This window comes from Acidicapsa acidisoli (assembly GCF_025685625.1).
In the GTDB taxonomy this organism is placed as follows: Bacteria; Acidobacteriota; Terriglobia; order Terriglobales; family Acidobacteriaceae; genus Acidicapsa; species Acidicapsa acidisoli.
This window is the reverse complement of record NZ_JAGSYI010000002.1, coordinates 1,308,080-1,326,218: the sequence shown is the minus strand read 5'-3', so window position 1 is coordinate 1,326,218 and position 18,139 is coordinate 1,308,080. Positions and strand designations below refer to the sequence as shown.

Below are 18,139 nucleotides of genomic sequence, written 5' to 3'. Positions count from 1 at the left end.
ACGCCGTTTATGAGGCCATTTATGAGACAGGGTTCGCTGTGGAGCTGCCGCAGACTCGGGTTGACGAGCAACTCGAAGAGTCATGGGCAGTATTGCCGCTCGATGCTCCCAGGTGCTTCCATAGTGGCGTCGCCTCATTCGAGGCGGCAAAAGGCGCGACTGCGGGAGCGATGGCCGTCGCAAATGTATCACGGATTCTGGCGCAGATGCGCCCGGCCGTGCGGGTGTCGGCACAGGCGAGAAGGGTGCGCGGAACGAGAAAATCCTCAATCCAAAGCTGAATGGCATCGGCGACGCGGATCATCTCGATGCGCAGGCGGAAGTGCAAGGGAAGCGGCGTGATCGATCCCGCGAGGACCAGATCCGCGCCGAGAGTCGCACCGACCTCCCGTGCGCTCGCTCCGCGGGCGGCGAGATGGAAGACAGAGTCGCGCGCCATCAGCTCCACCTCCGGGCTGTGAGTGCGAGCGAGCCGGATCATGGTCTCTTCGGCAATGCCGGTTCCCAGGAAAACAGGGACGTCCTCTGCCGTGGTGAAGGGCAAAATTGCAAGCCGTGGAAGGCTTGTCGGGCGAGCGATTCGTCGGTCTGGCCAATCCGGTCGGTCTGTGTGTCTCCTTGCGGGGAACTGTTCCGAATGGGAGGCCGGGTCGATTCGATGCACGGGCAGAGTGAAACGGTAGCCTCGCTTGTAGATGGTCTGAATGCAAAGTTCCGAATCCAGATGAGCGCGGAGAGATGAGACGCAGCGAGGAAGGCTGTCGGCTGAGACATGAGTATCGCCCCAGGCGCTGAGACGCAACTTTTCCGGAGGCACGATCTGTCCGGGGTGCGAGATCAGAACGCGCAGAACTGCGAGTTCCTTTGGAGGCAGGTGGATTTCCTCCGCACCTCGAAGAAGTGTTCCGTCAGGAAGAAGACAATAGGAGCCAAAAGTGTAACGGAAGCTATCGGGATGGATCGCCATCTCTGGCTTGGGAACGGTCATTCGGTGATCCCCAATCAAGCCTTTGTCATGAAAACAGGCCAAGGTCGACATAGGATGATCCGCGCCTCAAATTTGCGCGCGAGTTCATCCACGCAGGGCAAGCCACGTGGGAAACCAAGGAGAGGGCAAGTCCAGAGAAGCTGGAATCAAAAAATCAGTGACGCAGGATAAACGGCTCGGATAATTGGAGATAAGCATAGCCCAAAATGGAGAGCTGTCCACGCAAAAATCCGACAATACCGACGGAAGATGGATACTTGCGAGATGCCATCTCCATTTTGACTGGAAGATGATTCGCCATCCCCAACAGTTCTGGAGGCTTGCCTGAGGGATATTTGGGAAGAAGCCGGGGATGGGTGAGTAGAGAGAAGGTCCGGAGCTGCGAAGGGCCGGTGCGGAGACGATTCCGTGTGCGGCCCTTCGAGGGCGCGAAGCTGTTATTTCTTCGTGAAGGTGAATCCTATCCCGGTGGTGAGGATGACGTCGTTGCTCTTGGTCTCCGGCGGAGGATTGGTGACGTAGACATCGCTGTAGGAGGTTTGCCAGCTCAGGAAGCCGTTGATGCGGGTGCTCAACCCGGCATTTACCGTGGCGCGATACTGGCTGATGTCCTGGACGTCCGGGAAGAAGTAGGCTTGTTCGGTCAAGACGGTCGATTTGCCGAACTTTTCGGTGAACTGCTGGCCGAAGTCCAGCGCGGCGAAGCTGTTATGTATCGCGGGGCTTGCGATCAGAGGATTGGAGTTGTAATCCTCGTGGGTCCAGACAGCGCCGCCAAGGACATCCAGCTGCCGGTTGGGTTTGGCGATAGCGTGCCAGCCAAATCCGCCACCGACGACCGTGCGCAAGTCGAGATCCTGTAGCGCGTCTCTGTCGAAGTCCAGCGTTCCGAATCCAAAAAGCTTTGGATTGACGTTATGGTCGTATCGTAGCCCGGCGGTTGTGGTGTCGGCAATGGTGATGCCCTGCACGTTGTCATGGGTATAGACGGTGTTGAAGTAGAGAGCTGTCTTGTCGGTTTTTGTGGGCCGCGAGAGATTGACGCCGGTGCCAATCGAAGTTGTTTCGCTGTTGCCGCCTGTAACCGCAAGGCTGAGGTTGGCGGAGCCTATCCAGCCATGGAGGAAGTTGGGCCGCAGAGAGGCTTCATAAGCCTGTTGCGCTGCGGCGGTGCGGAGCGCGGTGAGATCCGAGGGCGGAACGGGCCGCATTCCGGTTGCCGTGGTGACGACAAAGCCCGAGGGCGTGCGCTCGATGCCTGTAATGTCTACCTTGTTGATTTCGACCTGTTTGCCGTGTTTGGTCTCGACTGGCATCACCAGCGGCTTGTCGAGCTGGACGCTGGTCACTTCATCCCAGGTGATCGTCACATCTCCGGCGTACGAGGTCTTGACGGTGAGCTTGCCGCCTGCTAACTGGGTTACGGTGCCGGTCAAGTGATCTCCGTTCTTAAGCGTTACAGAATCGGCCAGGACTGCTGATGGCAGAAGGATCACTGCAGCCGAAACCAACAAGCTAGCGATCATCGACGGAAACACGCGCGTCGCGGAAGAGTGTCGAGAGCGAAGACGCAGAGAAAGCGATAGGGAGTTATTGCAGCTAGCGTTCACGGAATCGCATCCTTTCGGGGCTGGAAGGGGTGATCACTCTACAAGGTTGCCTGCCGCCATTCTAACTGCATAAGTCGAAGATACCTGTCGAGATTTGACCTTAGAGGATCGCCAAAGTCGGGCAGATTTCAGAAATTCTTCCGGAATTTCACGAGACGCTCGTGGAAGACTTAGGGCCTGTTAACAGGCACTGGCTGCCGGGATAGGGAATTATGACGAAAACTGTTTCCCATGCACAGTGGTTTCTTGCACCGTATTGCATCGGCGCGAAGCTGCGCAGTCTGCGCGTGGAAAAACGGCTGACGCTGGCGCGGCTCGCCGCAGAGACCGGGCTCTCAACGGCGCTGCTTTCCAAGCTGGAGACCGACCGCATGGTGCCGACGCTCACTACCCTGGCTGCCATTTGCCGGGTCTATGGAGTGGGTCTTGGACATTTCTTCCACGACTCAAGAGAGCATTCGCTCTCCATTACGCGGAAGGTTACGAACCAGGGGCGAGGCCGCGGCAACGATCCTACCGTCCGAATTCCGCTTAATCCCGGTGTGCGGAACCGCAAGATGGATGCCTGGCTCGTAGACTTGCCGGCTGGCTCTGCTTTGGCCGGGGCAGAGATCCATGCCGAAGGCGCGTTGCTGGTATATGTGATCGATGGCCGCCTGCTGCTGCAAGTTGGCGGCTTGAGCGAGACCCTTGATGCGGGCGATTGCGCGTACCTGGAGAGCGATCTGCCGTTGGCCTGGGGAGCGGCGGCCAAGCAGCGATGCCGTCTGCTCGCGGTGACTCCGGGAAGTCATGCTGTCGGCCACCCGAGTGGATCGGAAGCCGAGCCGGAAGCCAAAGAGAGCCCCGGTAATTGAATCCTTCGCATCCCTCGCCGACCGTAGCGGGTCAGCCTGTATGATGGCCGTTGATCCAGCAACGGACGTTCATGGCCAAGGCCGTCCATCAGACTTCGTACGACGGTATCCGAAGCAAGAGCCAGGAAAACGGAAGCTACGGAAACGGGAGCTGCGGAAACGGGAGATAGATGCGACCCAATTTTTATTTAATGAAGGCGACAGTGAGCGGCGCGCTTGGCGGCCTGCTCTTTGGATTCGACACGGCGGTGATCGCGGGCGCGATTGACGCGCTTACCCGGCTCTATCACCTTTCGGACACGACGCAGGGAGTTACCGTCTTTACAGCCGTTGCGGGCACCGTGGTGGGCGCGATGTCTGCCGGCGCGGTCGGGCAAAAGCTGGGCGGTCGCGAGACTCTTCGTATTACGGCCGTCTTCTATGTGATCTCAGCACTGGGCTGCATGCTGGCGTGGAACTGGCCGGCGCTGCTGGTGTTCCGCTTCCTTGGAGGATTGGGAATCGGCGCTTCGTCCGTGCTTGGCCCGGTCTATATTACGGAGCTTGCTCCCGCAAAGTGGCGTGGCCGCATGGTCGGCACGTTTCAGGTCAACGTTGTGATCGGGATTCTACTTGCCTACGCGTCGAACTTCGGAATTAGGCTGTTGCATCTCGGTTCCTGGGAGTGGCGGGTGCAGTTAGGAGTCGCCGCAGTCCCTGCGATCCTCTTCCTGGCGCTGCTTTTCGGGATTCCGCGCAGCCCGCGCTGGTCGGTTTCGAAGAACCGCATCGACGAGGCGCTTGAAGTGCTGAAGCTGATGGGCGACCCAGCTCCCGAGGCGGAGCTTGCAGATATCCAGCAGGCGCTGCGCGAGAGCCATGCCGTGGCCAATGAGCCGGTCTTCCAGTGGAAATATCGCTACCCGCTGTTTCTGGCCATTACCATCGGCGCGTTCAATCAGCTCGCGGGCATCAACGCGATCCTCTATTACCTCAACAACATCTTTGCCGCTGCCGGATTCACACAGATGTCGGGAGATTTGCAGGCCATCGCCATTGGTGCAACGAACCTGATCTTCACCCTGATCGGCATGACGTTGATCGACCGGCTCGGGCGCAAGACGCTTCTGCTGATTGGCGCAGCGGGTTGCGCATCCTGCCTGGCCGGAGTTGCCTATGTCTTCCTGACCAACTCGCACCAGGCGATGCTCTTGTGGCTGCTGGTTGTGTACATCGCATTCTTTGCCGTGTCGCAGGGAGCAGTGATCTGGGTTTATATCGGCGAAGTCTTTCCGAACGTGGTGCGCAACAAAGGACAGAGCGTCGGCAACAGCTCCCACTGGATCATGAACGCGGCCATTGCGTTGATCTTCCCGATCCTGGCGGGCAGGTTCCACGGCGCGCCGTTTGTCTTCTTCGCCGTCATGACCGTGGTGCAATTTATCGTGGTGTTCCTGTTCTATCCCGAGACCAAGGGGCAGACGCTGGAGGCATTGCAGCGGCGATTGGTCAGAACTTGACTCAGAACCTGACTCAGAACTTAGGGACGGGCACGCGACGGGTTGGAATTTGATTCGCAGATAGCGTCGGAGTATCTTTTTGGTGTCCTTTGAAGGATGCGGCAGCACGCTTCGAACGTCAAAAAGGTAGCGAATCTCGAACGCATCTCCGAAAGGAGCCGTTATGAATCGACTTGCAGCGTTTTCGTTCGCAGTTCTGCTCGGTACGTTGACGTCGGGGGCGCAATCTCCGACGCCAAACCCTGCACCCGCTCCCTTGGCAGGACTGCCGACGGTTTATGTGTTTCAAGCGCCGGCAGATCTCGATTGCCCGGTTCCAATGCGTGCACGGCACGAGGGCGGCGGCAGCATGCGGTACACCCAAAGTGGCCGAACGCCCGCTCCACAGCCTGGCGTTGCCCAGCGAATTCGCCTCATCCTGGGCAGCGGGAAAGAACCGGTCGGGGTTTCGCGTGCGAGGGTCACGGTGCACGGAACCGGCGCGAAATGGCGAACGGTACCGGCTTCTCAGGAGCTGGACGGGTCGGATTTGAAGAGGACGCTCGATATCACGTTCCATCCCGACGCCACCGCCAGCGTGGAAGCGAACGAGGGCCTATCGTCCGAAATGGTGCTTTCCGGATTCACCTCAGTCCAATCGATCACGCTCGATTCGCTGACTTATGCGGATGGTTCGATCTGGACTCCGGAAACGGGCAGAGGATGCCGCATCACGCCCGATCCGCTGATGCTGGTAAGCGCAGGCCACTGATTCGCTATCGCAGATATTTGTTGTAAATCCTAAGGACATCCCAGAAAGAGCGGACGAAGTCCGACGGATGCACCTTCGAGCCGGCGACATCTTCCCATCGCTTCAATGGGTATTCGTAGATCGACGAATGCAATCGCTCCCGATGATTTTTGTTTTGAACGATATACCGGGCAAGAATTTCAACGTCGAATACCCAGCGCGAGCAGAATCGCTCAGAGAGCAACTGCTCCAGTTCCGGTGTTACCCGAAAGAGCTTGGCCCCGCACTGCGTGTCATAAATTGCCAACGAAAGCAGACTTGACGCGATGGTCGCGAAGATTCTGCCCAGGTAATGGCGCACCGCTTGACGGTGCACTTCTCTGCCGAGCAGCCTGACGCGAGAACCAAGAACCATTTGGAGATTGGAATTTACTTCGAGTTCGTGGAGGAGGTCGAAGATCGCGTCCAGAGGAGTCGCCAGATCGGCATCCCAGAATCCGACAACGCTTGCATCCCCGCGCCGGATCGCTTCCAGCATCCCATCCCGCACCGCTTCGCCTTTGCCGCCGTTGGCGAGCTTGTTCAGGACATGAACGCAGTCCTCCCGGCCGATGCGAAACTGCTCCAGAATGGCCAGGGTCGCGTCGGTGCTGCAGTCATTCACAAACTGAAATGAAATCCCCTCGGTGTCCCGGAGGAATTGCGCAAAGTCTTCCGTTTTGAGCCGAGAAGCTTCGTTATAACAGGGAATTACGATCGTGCAAGGCAAAGAAGTACCAGTCAATTCGGTCAATGCTCCGATGCTGTGGGTTCACTTCAGTGGCTGGTGCAATCATCATAGATTATCGAGCCTTACTATCGTTCCCCTGTCCATGGCCTCCCCATGTCGGTGAAATTTGATAGGGAGCTCCAGCTATTGAACCTATCGATCCTTAGTTTTTGAGTCAACAGGAGACGGGGAGTATCGAGCCATGAGTCATCGAATGGCGTCAGAAAATATGCTACGATCCGAAATTATGGCTGCCACCATACACATTCCGCTCTGCGATTATCTCGGAACCAGCTATCGCCCTGATCGCGAGTACGTGGACGGGGAGATTCGGGAGCGGAACGTGGGTAAATGGGAGCACGCACGAATTCAGGCGCTATTGGCAATCTGGTTTGGTAACCACGAGTCTGACTGGGGCATTCTTGTCAGCACGGAACAGCGGGTGCAGGTTTCGCGAGATCGCGTCCGCGTTCCGGACTTGGTTATCCTGAGATCAGGTCCGCAGCCTGACGTCCTGACCGATCCGCCGTTGCTTGTCATCGAGATTTTGTCGCCGGATGACAGCTATTCCGACACCCAGGAGCGCGCCCAGGATTACCGGGACATGGGCGTGGAGACTGTGTGGATCGTCGACCCGAAAACCCGGACCGGGCGAATGTGCTCGGGCGCGGAGTGGACGGAAGCGCGGCGGCTGGTAGTTTCCGGCACTCCCTTGTATGTCGAACTCGACGAAATCTTCAGCCGGATCGGCACCCGGAAATAATAAGATTCGCGATGGTCATCTAGATCTGAATGACGGATGGACTTTGCGGGCGTATCCGTTGACTCCCCATTCAAATTCGGGTATTCTGAAGTCCTTGCGCGGTGTTGCGTCTGCTGGGCTTGAGTCCAATTGATCTTGCGGTTGTTCATCCGGATCAAGGACTTCCTCAGAAATTAGATTTGGAGCAGAGCGCACCCACCTTTCGGATACGGCTGTCGTGAAACGGGCCGGTTCCAAAAAGGTCAAGAGCCCGGAAGGGTCTCACGCGAACAGGTTTGTTTAGCCGTGGGTTTTCGATGCAGCCCAGCCAATTGGCGTGGGCGGATTTTGCTGATTTTGAGACGTGCTGGGTCGTGTTGGCACGCAAGATTTTAGGGATTTGAAAGCGGGAGCGAGATGTCAACCTATATTCCGAGCGCGAAAGAGATCAACCGCAAGTGGTTCGTCGTGGACGCCAGCGGCAAGACGCTGGGCCGCCTGGCCACCAAGGCCGCCGATGTGCTGAGCGGAAAACTTAACCCCCAGTATGTTCCGTACATTGACACCGGCGATCACGTCATCGTCATCAATGCGGAGAAGATCGTGCTGACCGGCCTGAAGTCGCAGCAGAAGCTCTATCGCCGCTACACCGGTTTCCCCGGCGGTCTGCGCGAAGAGTCGTTCACGCGCCTGTTGAATCGCCGTCCCGAAAAGATCATTGAAGAAGCCGTCAAGGGCATGCTGCCGAAGAACAAGATGGGCCGCCAGATGGGCACCAAACTGAAGGTCTATCGCGGCGATAAGCATCCCCACGAGGCGCAGACACCGGAAGTTTTGGAAGTTATCGCGTAAGGTTTGATGGAATCCCGTCCTTGCCACGCAAAAGGTGGCAAGGACGGGCACCCCAAAAAGGTTTGAGGCCCGGATAGGGCGGAAGAGAGCACATGGCAGATTTGGTTCAGTATTACGGAACGGGCCGCCGCAAGTCGGCGATTGCCCGTGTTTTTCTGCGCCCCGGAACGGGTGAGTTCAAGGTAAACGGCAAGGGCTACACGGAGTACTTCGTGACCGAGCAGCAGCGTACCGCAGCGAAGCGCTCTCTGGTGCTCACCGAACTGCTCTCCACCTTTGACGTGGTCACCACGGTCAAGGGCGGCGGCGTTTCGGCCCAGGCCGATGCCGTGAAAATGGGTTCAGCTCGCGCTCTCGTGGTCTTCAACCCCGAGCTGCGCAAGCTGTTGAAATCGGAAAACCTTCTGACCCGCGATGCGCGCCAGAAGGAACGCAAAAAGTACGGTCAGAAGGGTGCGCGCGCACGCTTCCAGTTCAGCAAGAGATAGTGTGGAGTGTGAAGTGTGGGTGCGGCGGTTTTACACACTCACGCTTCACATTTGGCATTCCGCAGTTCAATCTCCTGCTTAAGCAGGATCAATCCGGACCAGGCGAACGCCAGCCCGGATGCAACGGCAATAAGGAGCTCAATTGGCCACGATTACCATGAAGGAGCTGCTCGAAGCGGGTGTTCACTTCGGGCATCAGACGAAGCGCTGGAACCCGAAGATGAAGGAATACATCTTTGGCGAGCGCAACGGCATTTACATCATTGACCTGCAGAAGACGCTCAAGATGTTCAAAGACGCGTCGAAGTACGTCACCGACCTGTGCGCCAGCGGCAAGACGGTTCTTTTCGTCGGCACCAAGCGCCAGGCTCAGGATGCGATCGCAGAGGAAGCCAACCGCGCCGGAATGCCGTACATCAATCAGCGCTGGCTCGGCGGTCTGCTGACCAACTGGGTGACCGTGCAGAAGTCGGTGAAGCGCCTTCAGGAACTCGACGAAATGGCTACCGATGGCCGCTACGAATTGCTGACCAAGAAGGAAGTCATCAAGCTGGAGCGGGAGCGCAAGCACCTGCAGGCCAACCTTGCCGGCATCAAGAACATGAAGCGGCTGCCCGACGCGATCTTCATCGTCGACTCGAACAACGAAGCGATCGCCGTGAAGGAAGCCAAGAAGCTGGGCATCCCGGTAGTCGCCGTTGTGGACACGAACTGCGACCCGACGGTTGTGGATTACGTGATCCCGGGCAACGATGACGCGCTGCGCGCCATCCGCCTCTTCACCTCCAAGATCTCCGATTCGGCAATCGAGGGCGTGAACCTGGTGGGCGACAAGCAGTTTGCCGAGGTTGCCGAGACGGAAGCGCCTGCGGAACTGGTTACGCTCGACGCCAGCGGCGAGGGCGAGGAAGTCGGCGATGTGGTTGACCTCGAAGCTGCACTAGGCGGCGGAATTCGCAAGGCTCCCGGCGTAGTTTCGGCGCTGGAAGAAGAAGCTGAGACGGCTGAAACAGCACTGTAATCTTCTGCGTGCTGCGAGCACGCACAATAGAAGCGTGGCCGCCGAATATTCCGAGCCACGCTTTTCTTGTGCCGGAAGCTCTGGGACAAAAGCCGAATCAAATGAGTATTGAAGAAACGAACGGAGTGGAGATGACGACGGTGAGTGAGAAAATTGGTGCGGGTCTGGTAAAGGAACTGCGCGAGAAGTCCGGCGCGCCCATGGGCGATTGTCTGAAGGCGCTGCAGGAGTCCAAGGGCGATATCGAGGCGGCATTTGTGGTGCTGCGTAAGCGCGGCATGGCGTCCGCCGCGAAGAAGTCTTCGCGCTCGACCAACGAAGGCGCGGTCGGCAACTACATCCACGCCGGCGGCAAGATCGGTGTGATGGTCGAACTGAACTGCGAAAGCGATTTTGTCGCCCGCACCGACGATTTCCAGGACCTGCTCAAGGACATCGCCATGCACATCGCAGCCAGCGATCCGCGCTACGTCAGGCCCGAAGATGTGACGCCAGAGGATCTGGAGCGCGAGAAGGAAATCTACAAGGCGCAGGCAATGGCCTCTGGCAAGCCGGAAAACATTGCAGAAAAGATGGTCGTGGGCAAGATGGCCAAGTTCTACGAGGAAGTCTGCTTGCTGGAGCAGCCCTTCATCAAGGATCAGTCCGTTTCGATCAAGGAACTGATTGCGCAGAAGGTCGGCAAGCTCGGCGAAAACATCACCGTGCGGCGCTTTGCGCGCTTCAAGGTGGGCGACCCGAACTGGACCGTCGCGACGACCAAGCTGGTCGAAGGCTCAGCAGAGTAAGTCTGCCGATAAATTGCAGGGAAACGGCCCGGGGCGAAAGCTTCGGGCCGTTTTGTTTTGTGGCGTGACCCGAGATTGAGAAACCCGGAATCTGTCGCCAACTGGTGCGTGCAATTTAAGATAACGAGGTAAACGAAGTAACTCTAGAAGGGACCAGTTCTTTGCCCATTTTGTTGAAGAGAGTCATGTCGCTCGCTGTTCTGATCGGTTCAAATCTCGCGCTGTTGAGCTCGCCGGCTATCGCCGATGTGCGTTCCCAACAGGCCCATTCCGAGGCGGCAGTTCCGGCGAAGGTGGAAGTTTCCTCCGGCTGGGAGCTGCAGGATTCGGCGAAGGTGGCAGAGGCGGGATCAGGAGCGGGCGCGGCGATTTCGAAGCTGAACTACAAGACGCAGGGTTGGTTTCCGGCAGTGGTGCCTGGAACGGTGCTGACGACGCTCGTCAAAAATGGCGTCTATCCCGAGCCGCTGTATGGCGAAAACAACCGTCCAGACCGAATTCCCGAAAGCCTGAACAAGACCTCGTACTGGTACCGAACCGTGACTGAGATTCCGGCAGCGTACCGCGGCCGTCATGTCTGGCTCAATCTCGACGGCATCAACTTCTCAGCCGAGGTTTGGGTCAACGGGACGTACCTGGGCACGATGCGCGGAGCATTCAAGCGCGGCATTTTCGATATCTCGGAGTTTGTAAAACCGGGCGAAAAGGCCGCAATTGCCGTGCTGGTGAAGCCTCAGCCGCATCCCGGCGACCCGCATGAGCACACCATCGCCGACGGCATGGTGACCAATGGCGGCATCACCGCGCTCGACGGTCCGACATTTCTTTCGACGATTGGATGGGACTGGCTCCCTGGCATTCGCGACCGGGATTCGGGCATCTGGGCGAAGGTTTTTCTCTCTTCGACCGGGCCAGTGGTGGTGAAAGACCCGCTGGTGACGACGGCCCTTCCGCTTCCGAAGACCGACTCGGCAGATGTGGCGATCTCAACGACGGTCGAAAATGTGACGGATCAGCCGCAAAAGGGAGTACTGAAGGCCCATTTTGGCGACGTTTCTGTTGAGAAGGAAGTTGAACTCGCTCCGCATGCATCGCAGATCGTCTCGCTGGATGCGGAGGCTTTTCCGGCGCTGCACGTTGAGAATCCGAAGCTGTGGTGGCCCAACGGCTACGGACCGCAGAACCTGTATGCGCTGCACCTGAGCTTCGATGAAGCGGGCAAGACCTCCGACGCGCAGAACATCTCCTTCGGCGTTCGCCAGATCACCTATTTCGTGCCGGATTCGGAGAATCTGACCATCTCCGTCAACGGCGTCCGAGTCTTCATTCGCGGCGGTGACTGGGGCCTCGACGAAGCGATGAAGCGCATCCCGCGCGAACGCCTTGAAGCGGAAATCAAGATGCACGCGCTGGCGAATATGAACCTCATCCGCAACTGGGTAGGGCAGTCGACCGGCGAAGACTTCTACGAACTGTGCGACAAATACGGCATTCTGCTTTGGGATGAGTTCTTCCAGCCCAATCCCTCGGATGGGCCAAATCCCGACGATCTGCCGACGTACATGGCCAATGTGCGTGACAAGATTCTGCGCTATCGCAACCATCCTTCGATAGCAGTCTGGTGCGCGCGCAACGAGGGCTTTCCGCCGAAGGAGATTGACGACCAGCTTCGGGTGTTGATGGCGGAGCTGGAGCCGACACGACGCTATCAGCCGAGCTCGACGTCGGGACAAGGCGTGAACTCCGGTGGACCGTACCGCTGGCGTACGCCACGCGAGTATTACGTCTTCGGCGAAGCCTTCAAGACGGAGATCGGCAGCTCGTCGATTCCGACCATCGAGTCGATCCAGGGCATGATGCCGCAGAAGGATTGGGAGGAGATCAACGACGACTGGGCCGAGCATGACCTCGCCCGTGGCGCGCAGGCAGGCAATACTTATCCCAAAACGCTGGCGGATCGTTACGGCAAGGTGGCCAATCTGGCCGACTTCGTCCGCAAGAGCCAGCTCGCTAACTATGAGGCGTACCGGGCGATGTACGAAGGGCGGGAAGCGAAGCTCTTCAACCCGTCGACGGCCGTCATTACCTGGATGAGCAACCCGGCGCAGCCGAGCTTTGTCTGGCAGCTTTACCACCACGATCTGGAGCCGAATGCCGCGCTGTTTGCGGTTAAGAAGGCTGGGGAGATGGTGCATATTCTGCTCAACGAGAGCAACGGTGACGTGCAGGTGATCAACAACCTGCCAACTGGAATCGCCAAGGCGACTGCGCACATCGCCATTTACAATCTCGACGGTTCGCGTGTGTATGAGCATGAATACCCGGTGACCGGACCGGCGTATACGGCAATTGATCTGGGTTCGGTCGAGTGGCCCTCGTCGGTCTCCGCAGTCCATTTTGTGAAGCTGGAGCTGAAAGACGCCGATGGCAAACTGCTCTCGGAAAACTTCTACTGGCGTAGCGTGCCTGACCACCCCGATGACTTGCAGGCATTGGAGACTATGAAGACGGTGAAGCTCGAAGCAAAAGCAGCACGGCGCGATGTGGAAGGCAAAGTGCGTATCACCGTGACGCTGCGCAACCCCGGAACGGAAGTAGCGCTGATGGCCCACCTGCAGCTCCGTCGCGGCAAAGCCCCAAACCCTTCTGACCCGCTGGCCAACGTCGCAGATCGCGTTCTGCCTGTCTACTACAGTGATAACTACGTCTCGCTGGTGCCGGGCGAGAGCCGTGCTATCACCATCGAGGCGGCCGAGTCCGATCTGAAAGGCGAAGCTCCGCGAATTGTTATCGATGGCTGGAATATCGGGGTTTCCGACGCAGGTTCCTCTGTTCCAGTGACGCAGAACATCAATGCCCAGGTAGATCACTGGCCAGTAACCAATCTGCCCATCGTCGCCCATACATGGAAGTAATGGCGTCACCCACCCTGAGAGGGAACGGTCTGCGGAAATCCAAAGCCGGTATGCGATACTCGAAAAAGCATGTATAAGCGGATCGTTCTCAAACTCTCTGGGGAAGCATTGGCAGGCAGCAGAGGTTTTGGCCTCGATGCGGAACGCGTTATTGAAATCACCAACGAAATCGTAGAGGTCCGCGCCCTCGGCGTAGAGGTTGCGATTGTCGTTGGCGGCGGCAATTTCTTTCGCGGCGTGGCCGAGCAGGCCAAAGAGATGGACCGCGTTTCCGCCGACAACATGGGGATGCTCTCGACCGTGATCAACGCCATCGCGCTTCAGGATGCGATCGAGAAGCATGACGTGCAGTGCCGGGTGATGACCGCCGTCGCCATGGACCAGATCGCGGAGCCATACATTCGCCGTCGCGCGGTGCGGCATCTCGAAAAGGGCCGCGTCGTGATCTTTGCGGCTGGAATCGGAAATCCCTTCTTTTCGACGGATACCGCCGCTTCGCTGCGAGCGATGGAGATCAAGGCGGATGTGTTGATGAAGGCCACCAAGGTCGAGGGGATTTTCAGCGCCGATCCCGTGCTCTTCAAAGACGCCGTGAAATACGACGAGATCACCTACATGGAGATTCTGCGGCAGGGCCTGAAGGTCATGGATCTGACTGCGGTAAGTCTATGCAAGGACAACAATCTGCCGATGATCATCTTCAACATGAATGAGCCTGGGAATATCCGCCGGGTGGCGTTGGGAGAAAAGGTCGGCTCGCTTGTGACTTCCTGATTCCCTCATAGTGATCTCTTTCCGACTCCTGGCCTCAGAGATAGTCGTCTAATTGCTAGTGGATAACCCTAAACCAGCCCGGCTGGACGCACTGACAGGTCTGCGCTGTTTCGCGGCTCTGAATATCGTCTTCTTCCATTTTTCCAATCCAGACTGGTTCGGCCCGCTTTCACCCGTGGTCAATGCCGGCTATCTGTCGGTGAGCTTCTTCATCATGCTTTCCGGTTTTGTGCTCGCGTATAACTACGCGGGACGAGCGCGCGAGGGCAAACTGGACAAAGTGCGTTTCTGGAAGGCGCGTCTGACGCGGCTCTATCCGATTTACTTGCTGAGCCTGGTGATCGGTTGGCAGACCTTTCGCGCCGAGCCCGCGGCACACACTCCCTTCATGTTCTGGCTGGGTGCGATCCTGACGCCGATCCTCTTGCAGGGTTGGATTCCGGAGATTGCGACATTCGGCAACACGCCAGCGTGGACGATGTCCGCGGAAGCCGCGTACTACGTGCTCTTTCCCTGGCTGGCGAGTGTGCGCAAGCCGGTTCGGACTGGCGTGCATTATTGGCGGCTCGGGGCATTGTGGTGTTTGGGGCTCATTCCCGGCACGCTCTATGTCCTGTTCAATCCCGATGGCATCGCGCACGTCGACCGCTTCTCCTCGGCTCCCTGGTTGCAGGCACTCAAGTTCACGCCTCTGCCTCATCTGCCAAGCTTCGCCTTTGGGGTGATGCTTGCCGGGTTGGACGAGTGCGTCGAGCGCACCGGACAGCTTCGGCTATGGATCGGGCTCTTCGGCTTTGCAGGCATCTACGGAGTGTTGTGCCTGGGCTCGCTCGTTCCCTATGCGCTGATCCACGATGGCCTGCTGATGCCGCTATTCGGTTGCTTGATCATAGGATTGTCGGGCATTAATCCGCTGTCGAAGCTCTTCGGTTTTCCGGTATTCGTTTTTGTTGGCGAGTCGAGCTATTGCCTCTACCTGATGCACTTCAATCTTTGGAATCTGTTGCATCAGAGCGGGTTATTGCCGCGGTTTGGATTGGATCGATTTGATCCCTGGATCAGCTATGCAATTCTGATCGGACTCGGACTGCTGGCATTGCATCTGATTGAGAAGCCCGCGCAGAAGGCGCTTCGCAAATGGATGGGTGCATGACTCGCGGAATTTCTCCGGGGAAGTGAAGCAACGATTCAGTAAGGTTGGCTTCCCGAACCAAGGGGCAGCTAAAGCAAAAGGGCAGTCTCCGGATGGGGAGACTGCCCTTGCTGTTTTCGAACCAGCTTACGTTTGAAGTGAAGCTGACCTACGGCTGGTCGACTTCGATGGAGTGGTTGCCGTGCGGTATGGCCGCGAGTGCAGCGGGTTGTCCAACTGTCGGGTAAGGACCGCTCTGTGCCGGGGCAAGCGTTCCGGTGCTGGCGTTCAATTGAAACCCGGTGACCGAGTTATCGAGGAAGTTGGCGGTATAGACATAGCGTCCATAACCGGGATCGACGAGAATAGCTACCGGCTGCGTTCCCGTGACGTTGGTCGCGCTGCCTGTGGTGTTCACTGCCGCAGAGGGAGTTCCTGTGGGCAAGGCGATGTCATAAGCCGAGACGGAGTTATCCAATTCGTTGGAGACGTAGATGAAAATGCCCCGCGGATCGACGGTGATCGCCGACGGCTGGTTGCCTGTCTTGAACGGACCATTGATCAGCGGTTGGAGAACACCATTGCCGAGCACACTGTACGCAATGAGTTCGTTCTGAGCGAAGTCAGTGACGTAGACGAAGCGGCTGGTTGGGGTGCTGGCGATGCCGACCGGCTTTACGCCTGCAAAGAAGGGTGTACCGCTGATCTTGGCGTTGCCAACGACGGATGCCAGAGCGCCGGCGCTGGTCGAGGTGAATCCGTAGAGATATCCGAGGCCTGCTGTCGGATCGTAGGTGGAGACATAGACCGCCGCTCCGCTGGCGAGGGGATTCACGGCGGTCGGATTGATGCCGACAGGCCAGTAGTTGAGGCTGCCGTTGGTGACTGGCGTACCCAGCGCCCCAGTCGTGCTCACTGGGAATACGGCTAGCGCGCCGCCGTTGCAGGTCGTAGCGCCGGTCACAGCGGTGCTGCAGCCCGGCTGGTACTTATTGACAACGTAGAGCAGGGTTCCAGCGGCATTCATGGAGATTGCAACCGGAGTATTTCCTTCGCTGCTTAGCGTGATGGTACTTACCGATGCGAGCGCAGCGCTGCTCGAGATGCTGAATTGCACCAGGGAACTGTCGCCCTGGTTGGCGACGTAGAGATTCGCGAAATCCGTCGAAACAGCCATGGAGACCGGATCAACGCCGCCGGAGGAGATCGTAGAGCCCTGAACGCTCAGGGCGCCGGAGACGCGGTCGACAAGGAATGTCTGTATCTGCCCGGGATTCTCCTTGTTGCCGGCAGCGAATACGTAATCAATCGTGACAGGATTGCACGCTGTAAATGTGCTGGCCAGTATAAGTGCGATGGCTGAGACCAGTGATACTTGGCCGACTTTGTTGAACTTCATCTGTTTCCTTCATCGTGGGCCATTTGTCGCCTGGCCGTATGCAAACTGGGTTAGGTGTTGTCCGTCTCGATTGTAAAAGCTCAAGACGGCGTTCGGCTAGTGACCTGCCGGGCTAGCTGCCTGCTGTCCCCGCGGGCCCCCGACCAGGCGGCTGGCCGAATGCGGTCCAATCCATAAGTCTCTGATTGGACGCGCGCTTTCGGCAGGAGTCATCTCCGCGATGAAAGGTTGGACCCGCTTGGTTCGCGCGCATCACTTGGCAGTTCCGCTGGTAGCAGTTCCGCCGTGAGGGATGCCGGTGATGGTAGACGGCTGGGCTGACGACAGGTAGGGAGTTGCCTGGGTATTGATGAGTACTCCGGTAGCGGGGTTGATCTGATATCCACTCAATGAGTTGCCGAGATAGTTCACCGTGTAGAGAAATCCGATGTTCTTCGGATCGACTGTAATCGCCACAGGATTGAGCGACGAGGCATAATTCGCAATTTGCGTCAGGCTCCCCGAAGCAATGGAGTATGCGGAGACGGTGGAGTCGAGCGAATTGGTGACATACAGAAAGCTGTCCTTGAACATGGCGGCTGCGGAGGGCTTGTTTCCCGTCGGAGTGGTTCCGAGAAGCGTCAGCGAACCTCCGGATTGCAGGGAGAATGTGTCAATCTGGTTCTTCAATTCGTCGACGACATAGAGGTACTGGCTGGCGGAATCACTCGTGAGGGTGATTGGCTCAGACCCCACCGGAAGGGGAATCATCTGCGTGGACTGCCCGTTGAGCAGATAGTTCGCGCCGAGCGGAACCGGCGTGAGGCTGCCGCCTGCACCCACGGAGAACGCAAAGAGATATCCCTGAAACGGGCTGGTCGCGGGGTTATAGGCTGTCACATACACGTAGTTGCCGTTGGCCGTGATGTTGATCGCTGCTGGAGTGAGCACTGTCTGATCGTTGGCGCTTAGCTGCAACGACACGTAGGGCAGGCCGTTGCTGTTCGTGATCGGATTGCCGTCGGTGCAGTCAGGCAGCGGCGACGGGGCCGGAACGGTAGCGCAACTCGCCGGCGCAAGGCCCAGAGAGCCGGGGTTCACAGTGGAGGTCTGCGGTGCGATGGTATAGCCGGCGATCAAACCGGGGCAGGGGTTGGTGAGGCTGCATCCGGCGGTTGGACCGAGGTTGTCCACAACGTAAGCATAGGTGCCGTTGACGCCCAAAGCGACTGGGAAGGTGCCCGGAGTATTCACGGTGCTTTGCGGATAAAGTTTGCCGTCGTTTCCGATTCCGAACTGGACGATATTGTTGTCTTCGTTATTGGCAACATAGAGATTGTTGAAGTCTGGCGATACGGCTTCCGCAAGGGGATTTCTTCCGCCGGAAGGAAAAGGCGAAGTAGGGATGGTACGCAGGACGCCGGACTCCGAGTTGACCTCGTACACTTCGATCTGCCCCGGGTTTTGTAGGGTAGTGGGAACATACAAAAAACCTACGGTCAGAGTGCTGCAGGCGGTAAATAAGGTGGCCACTGAGAGTGCGATGGCGGAGACCAGTACGACCTGGCCGACTTTGCCGAACTTCATGTGTTTCCT

At 57.9% G+C, this 18,139-nt stretch carries 16 protein-coding genes; 11 read left to right on the top strand and 5 right to left on the bottom strand.

The genetic code is table 11. The features are described 5' to 3' along the window. Nucleotides 1-19: 19 nt before the first annotated feature. Together OHL23_RS15470 and OHL23_RS15465 are read right to left on the bottom strand one after the other, a co-directional pair. Complete coding sequence (locus OHL23_RS15470; protein WP_263352808.1) at nucleotides 20-988, bottom strand: winged helix-turn-helix domain-containing protein; 969 nt, start codon at nucleotides 986-988, stop codon at nucleotides 20-22. Nucleotides 989-1,425: 437 nt separating this feature from the next. After that, nucleotides 1,426-2,424, bottom strand: a complete 999-nt coding sequence (locus OHL23_RS15465; RefSeq protein WP_263352807.1) for a DUF481 domain-containing protein — start codon at nucleotides 2,422-2,424, stop codon at nucleotides 1,426-1,428. A 386-nt stretch (nucleotides 2,425-2,810) separates the two neighbouring features. Between OHL23_RS15465 and OHL23_RS15460 the strand changes: the two genes are divergently transcribed. The 3 genes from OHL23_RS15460 to OHL23_RS15450 all read left to right on the top strand — a co-directional run bounded on the left by OHL23_RS15460 (nucleotide 2,811) and on the right by OHL23_RS15450 (nucleotide 5,705). Continuing rightward, nucleotides 2,811-3,455, top strand: a complete 645-nt coding sequence (locus OHL23_RS15460; RefSeq protein ID WP_263352806.1) for a helix-turn-helix domain-containing protein — start codon at nucleotides 2,811-2,813, stop codon at nucleotides 3,453-3,455. Between the two features lie 170 nt (nucleotides 3,456-3,625). Beyond that, nucleotides 3,626-4,954 carry a sugar porter family MFS transporter gene (locus tag OHL23_RS15455; RefSeq protein WP_263352805.1) on the top strand — a complete coding sequence of 443 codons (1,329 nt, stop codon included), beginning with the start codon at nucleotides 3,626-3,628 and terminating at the stop codon, nucleotides 4,952-4,954. Nucleotides 4,955-5,117: 163 nt separating this feature from the next. Beyond that, nucleotides 5,118-5,705, top strand: coding sequence for a hypothetical protein (locus OHL23_RS15450; protein WP_263352804.1), 588 nt, complete (start codon nucleotides 5,118-5,120; stop codon nucleotides 5,703-5,705). A 4-nt stretch (nucleotides 5,706-5,709) separates the two neighbouring features. On the opposite strand, the gene OHL23_RS15445 is transcribed toward OHL23_RS15450, so the two are convergent. Next, on the bottom strand, nucleotides 5,710-6,453 hold the full coding sequence (locus OHL23_RS15445; RefSeq protein ID WP_263353253.1) for a glycosyltransferase: 744 nt from the start codon (nucleotides 6,451-6,453) through the stop codon (nucleotides 5,710-5,712). A 247-nt stretch (nucleotides 6,454-6,700) separates the two neighbouring features. On the opposite strand from OHL23_RS15445, the gene OHL23_RS15440 reads away from it, so the two are divergent. From OHL23_RS15440 to OHL23_RS15405, 8 genes are all read left to right on the top strand, one after another. Beyond that, nucleotides 6,701-7,216 carry a Uma2 family endonuclease gene (locus OHL23_RS15440; RefSeq protein ID WP_263352803.1) on the top strand — a complete coding sequence of 172 codons (516 nt, stop codon included), beginning with the start codon at nucleotides 6,701-6,703 and terminating at the stop codon, nucleotides 7,214-7,216. Nucleotides 7,217-7,612: 396 nt separating this feature from the next. Further along, entirely contained in the window at nucleotides 7,613-8,047 is a 435-nt protein-coding gene (gene rplM, locus OHL23_RS15435) for a 50S ribosomal protein L13 (protein ID WP_263352802.1), read from the top strand. Nucleotides 8,048-8,139: 92 nt separating this feature from the next. After that, nucleotides 8,140-8,535, top strand: a complete 396-nt coding sequence (gene rpsI, locus OHL23_RS15430; protein ID WP_263352801.1) for a 30S ribosomal protein S9 — start codon at nucleotides 8,140-8,142, stop codon at nucleotides 8,533-8,535. Nucleotides 8,536-8,677: 142 nt separating this feature from the next. Continuing rightward, entirely contained in the window at nucleotides 8,678-9,556 is an 879-nt protein-coding gene (gene rpsB / locus OHL23_RS15425; RefSeq protein ID WP_263352800.1) for a 30S ribosomal protein S2, read from the top strand. Between the two features lie 131 nt (nucleotides 9,557-9,687). Further along, complete coding sequence (gene tsf, locus OHL23_RS15420) at nucleotides 9,688-10,344, top strand: translation elongation factor Ts (RefSeq protein ID WP_263353252.1); 657 nt, start codon at nucleotides 9,688-9,690, stop codon at nucleotides 10,342-10,344. Between the two features lie 185 nt (nucleotides 10,345-10,529). Next, nucleotides 10,530-13,259 carry a glycoside hydrolase family 2 protein gene (locus OHL23_RS15415; protein WP_263352799.1) on the top strand — a complete coding sequence of 910 codons (2,730 nt, stop codon included), beginning with the start codon at nucleotides 10,530-10,532 and terminating at the stop codon, nucleotides 13,257-13,259. A 69-nt stretch (nucleotides 13,260-13,328) separates the two neighbouring features. Further along, nucleotides 13,329-14,033, top strand: coding sequence for a UMP kinase (gene pyrH / locus OHL23_RS15410; protein ID WP_263352798.1), 705 nt, complete (start codon nucleotides 13,329-13,331; stop codon nucleotides 14,031-14,033). Nucleotides 14,034-14,091: 58 nt separating this feature from the next. Then, nucleotides 14,092-15,186 (top strand): acyltransferase family protein, encoded by a 1,095-nt coding sequence (locus tag OHL23_RS15405; RefSeq protein ID WP_263353251.1) that lies wholly within the window; start codon nucleotides 14,092-14,094, stop codon nucleotides 15,184-15,186. A 148-nt stretch (nucleotides 15,187-15,334) separates the two neighbouring features. Here the strand turns inward: OHL23_RS15405 and OHL23_RS15400 are convergent, their stop codons facing one another. Both OHL23_RS15400 and OHL23_RS15395 read right to left on the bottom strand, forming a co-directional pair. Then, nucleotides 15,335-16,564: a lactonase family protein gene (locus OHL23_RS15400; protein ID WP_263352797.1), complete on the bottom strand. Its 1,230-nt coding sequence runs from the start codon at nucleotides 16,562-16,564 to the stop codon at nucleotides 15,335-15,337. A gap of 252 nt (nucleotides 16,565-16,816) precedes the next feature. Then, on the bottom strand, nucleotides 16,817-18,130 hold the full coding sequence (locus OHL23_RS15395; RefSeq protein WP_263352796.1) for a lactonase family protein: 1,314 nt from the start codon (nucleotides 18,128-18,130) through the stop codon (nucleotides 16,817-16,819). Between the last annotated feature and the right edge of the window lie 9 nt (nucleotides 18,131-18,139).

Bases quoted from the DNA above. Each gene is read 5' to 3' on its own strand.
- OHL23_RS15470 (WP_263352808.1), bottom strand. From the start codon at position 988: ATGACCGTTCCCAAGCCAGAGATGGCGATCCATCCCGATAGCTTCCGT.
- OHL23_RS15460 (WP_263352806.1), top strand. From the start codon at position 2,811: ATGACGAAAACTGTTTCCCATGCACAGTGGTTTCTTGCACCGTATTGC.
- OHL23_RS15455 (WP_263352805.1), top strand. From the start codon at position 3,626: ATGCGACCCAATTTTTATTTAATGAAGGCGACAGTGAGCGGCGCGCTT.
- OHL23_RS15450 (WP_263352804.1), top strand. From the start codon at position 5,118: ATGAATCGACTTGCAGCGTTTTCGTTCGCAGTTCTGCTCGGTACGTTG.
- OHL23_RS15440 (WP_263352803.1), top strand. From the start codon at position 6,701: ATGGCTGCCACCATACACATTCCGCTCTGCGATTATCTCGGAACCAGC.
- rplM (WP_263352802.1), top strand. From the start codon at position 7,613: ATGTCAACCTATATTCCGAGCGCGAAAGAGATCAACCGCAAGTGGTTC.
- rpsI (WP_263352801.1), top strand. From the start codon at position 8,140: ATGGCAGATTTGGTTCAGTATTACGGAACGGGCCGCCGCAAGTCGGCG.
- tsf (WP_263353252.1), top strand. From the start codon at position 9,688: ATGACGACGGTGAGTGAGAAAATTGGTGCGGGTCTGGTAAAGGAACTG.
- OHL23_RS15415 (WP_263352799.1), top strand. From the start codon at position 10,530: ATGTCGCTCGCTGTTCTGATCGGTTCAAATCTCGCGCTGTTGAGCTCG.
- pyrH (WP_263352798.1), top strand. From the start codon at position 13,329: ATGTATAAGCGGATCGTTCTCAAACTCTCTGGGGAAGCATTGGCAGGC.
- OHL23_RS15400 (WP_263352797.1), bottom strand. From the start codon at position 16,564: ATGAAGTTCAACAAAGTCGGCCAAGTATCACTGGTCTCAGCCATCGCA.
- OHL23_RS15395 (WP_263352796.1), bottom strand. From the start codon at position 18,130: ATGAAGTTCGGCAAAGTCGGCCAGGTCGTACTGGTCTCCGCCATCGCA.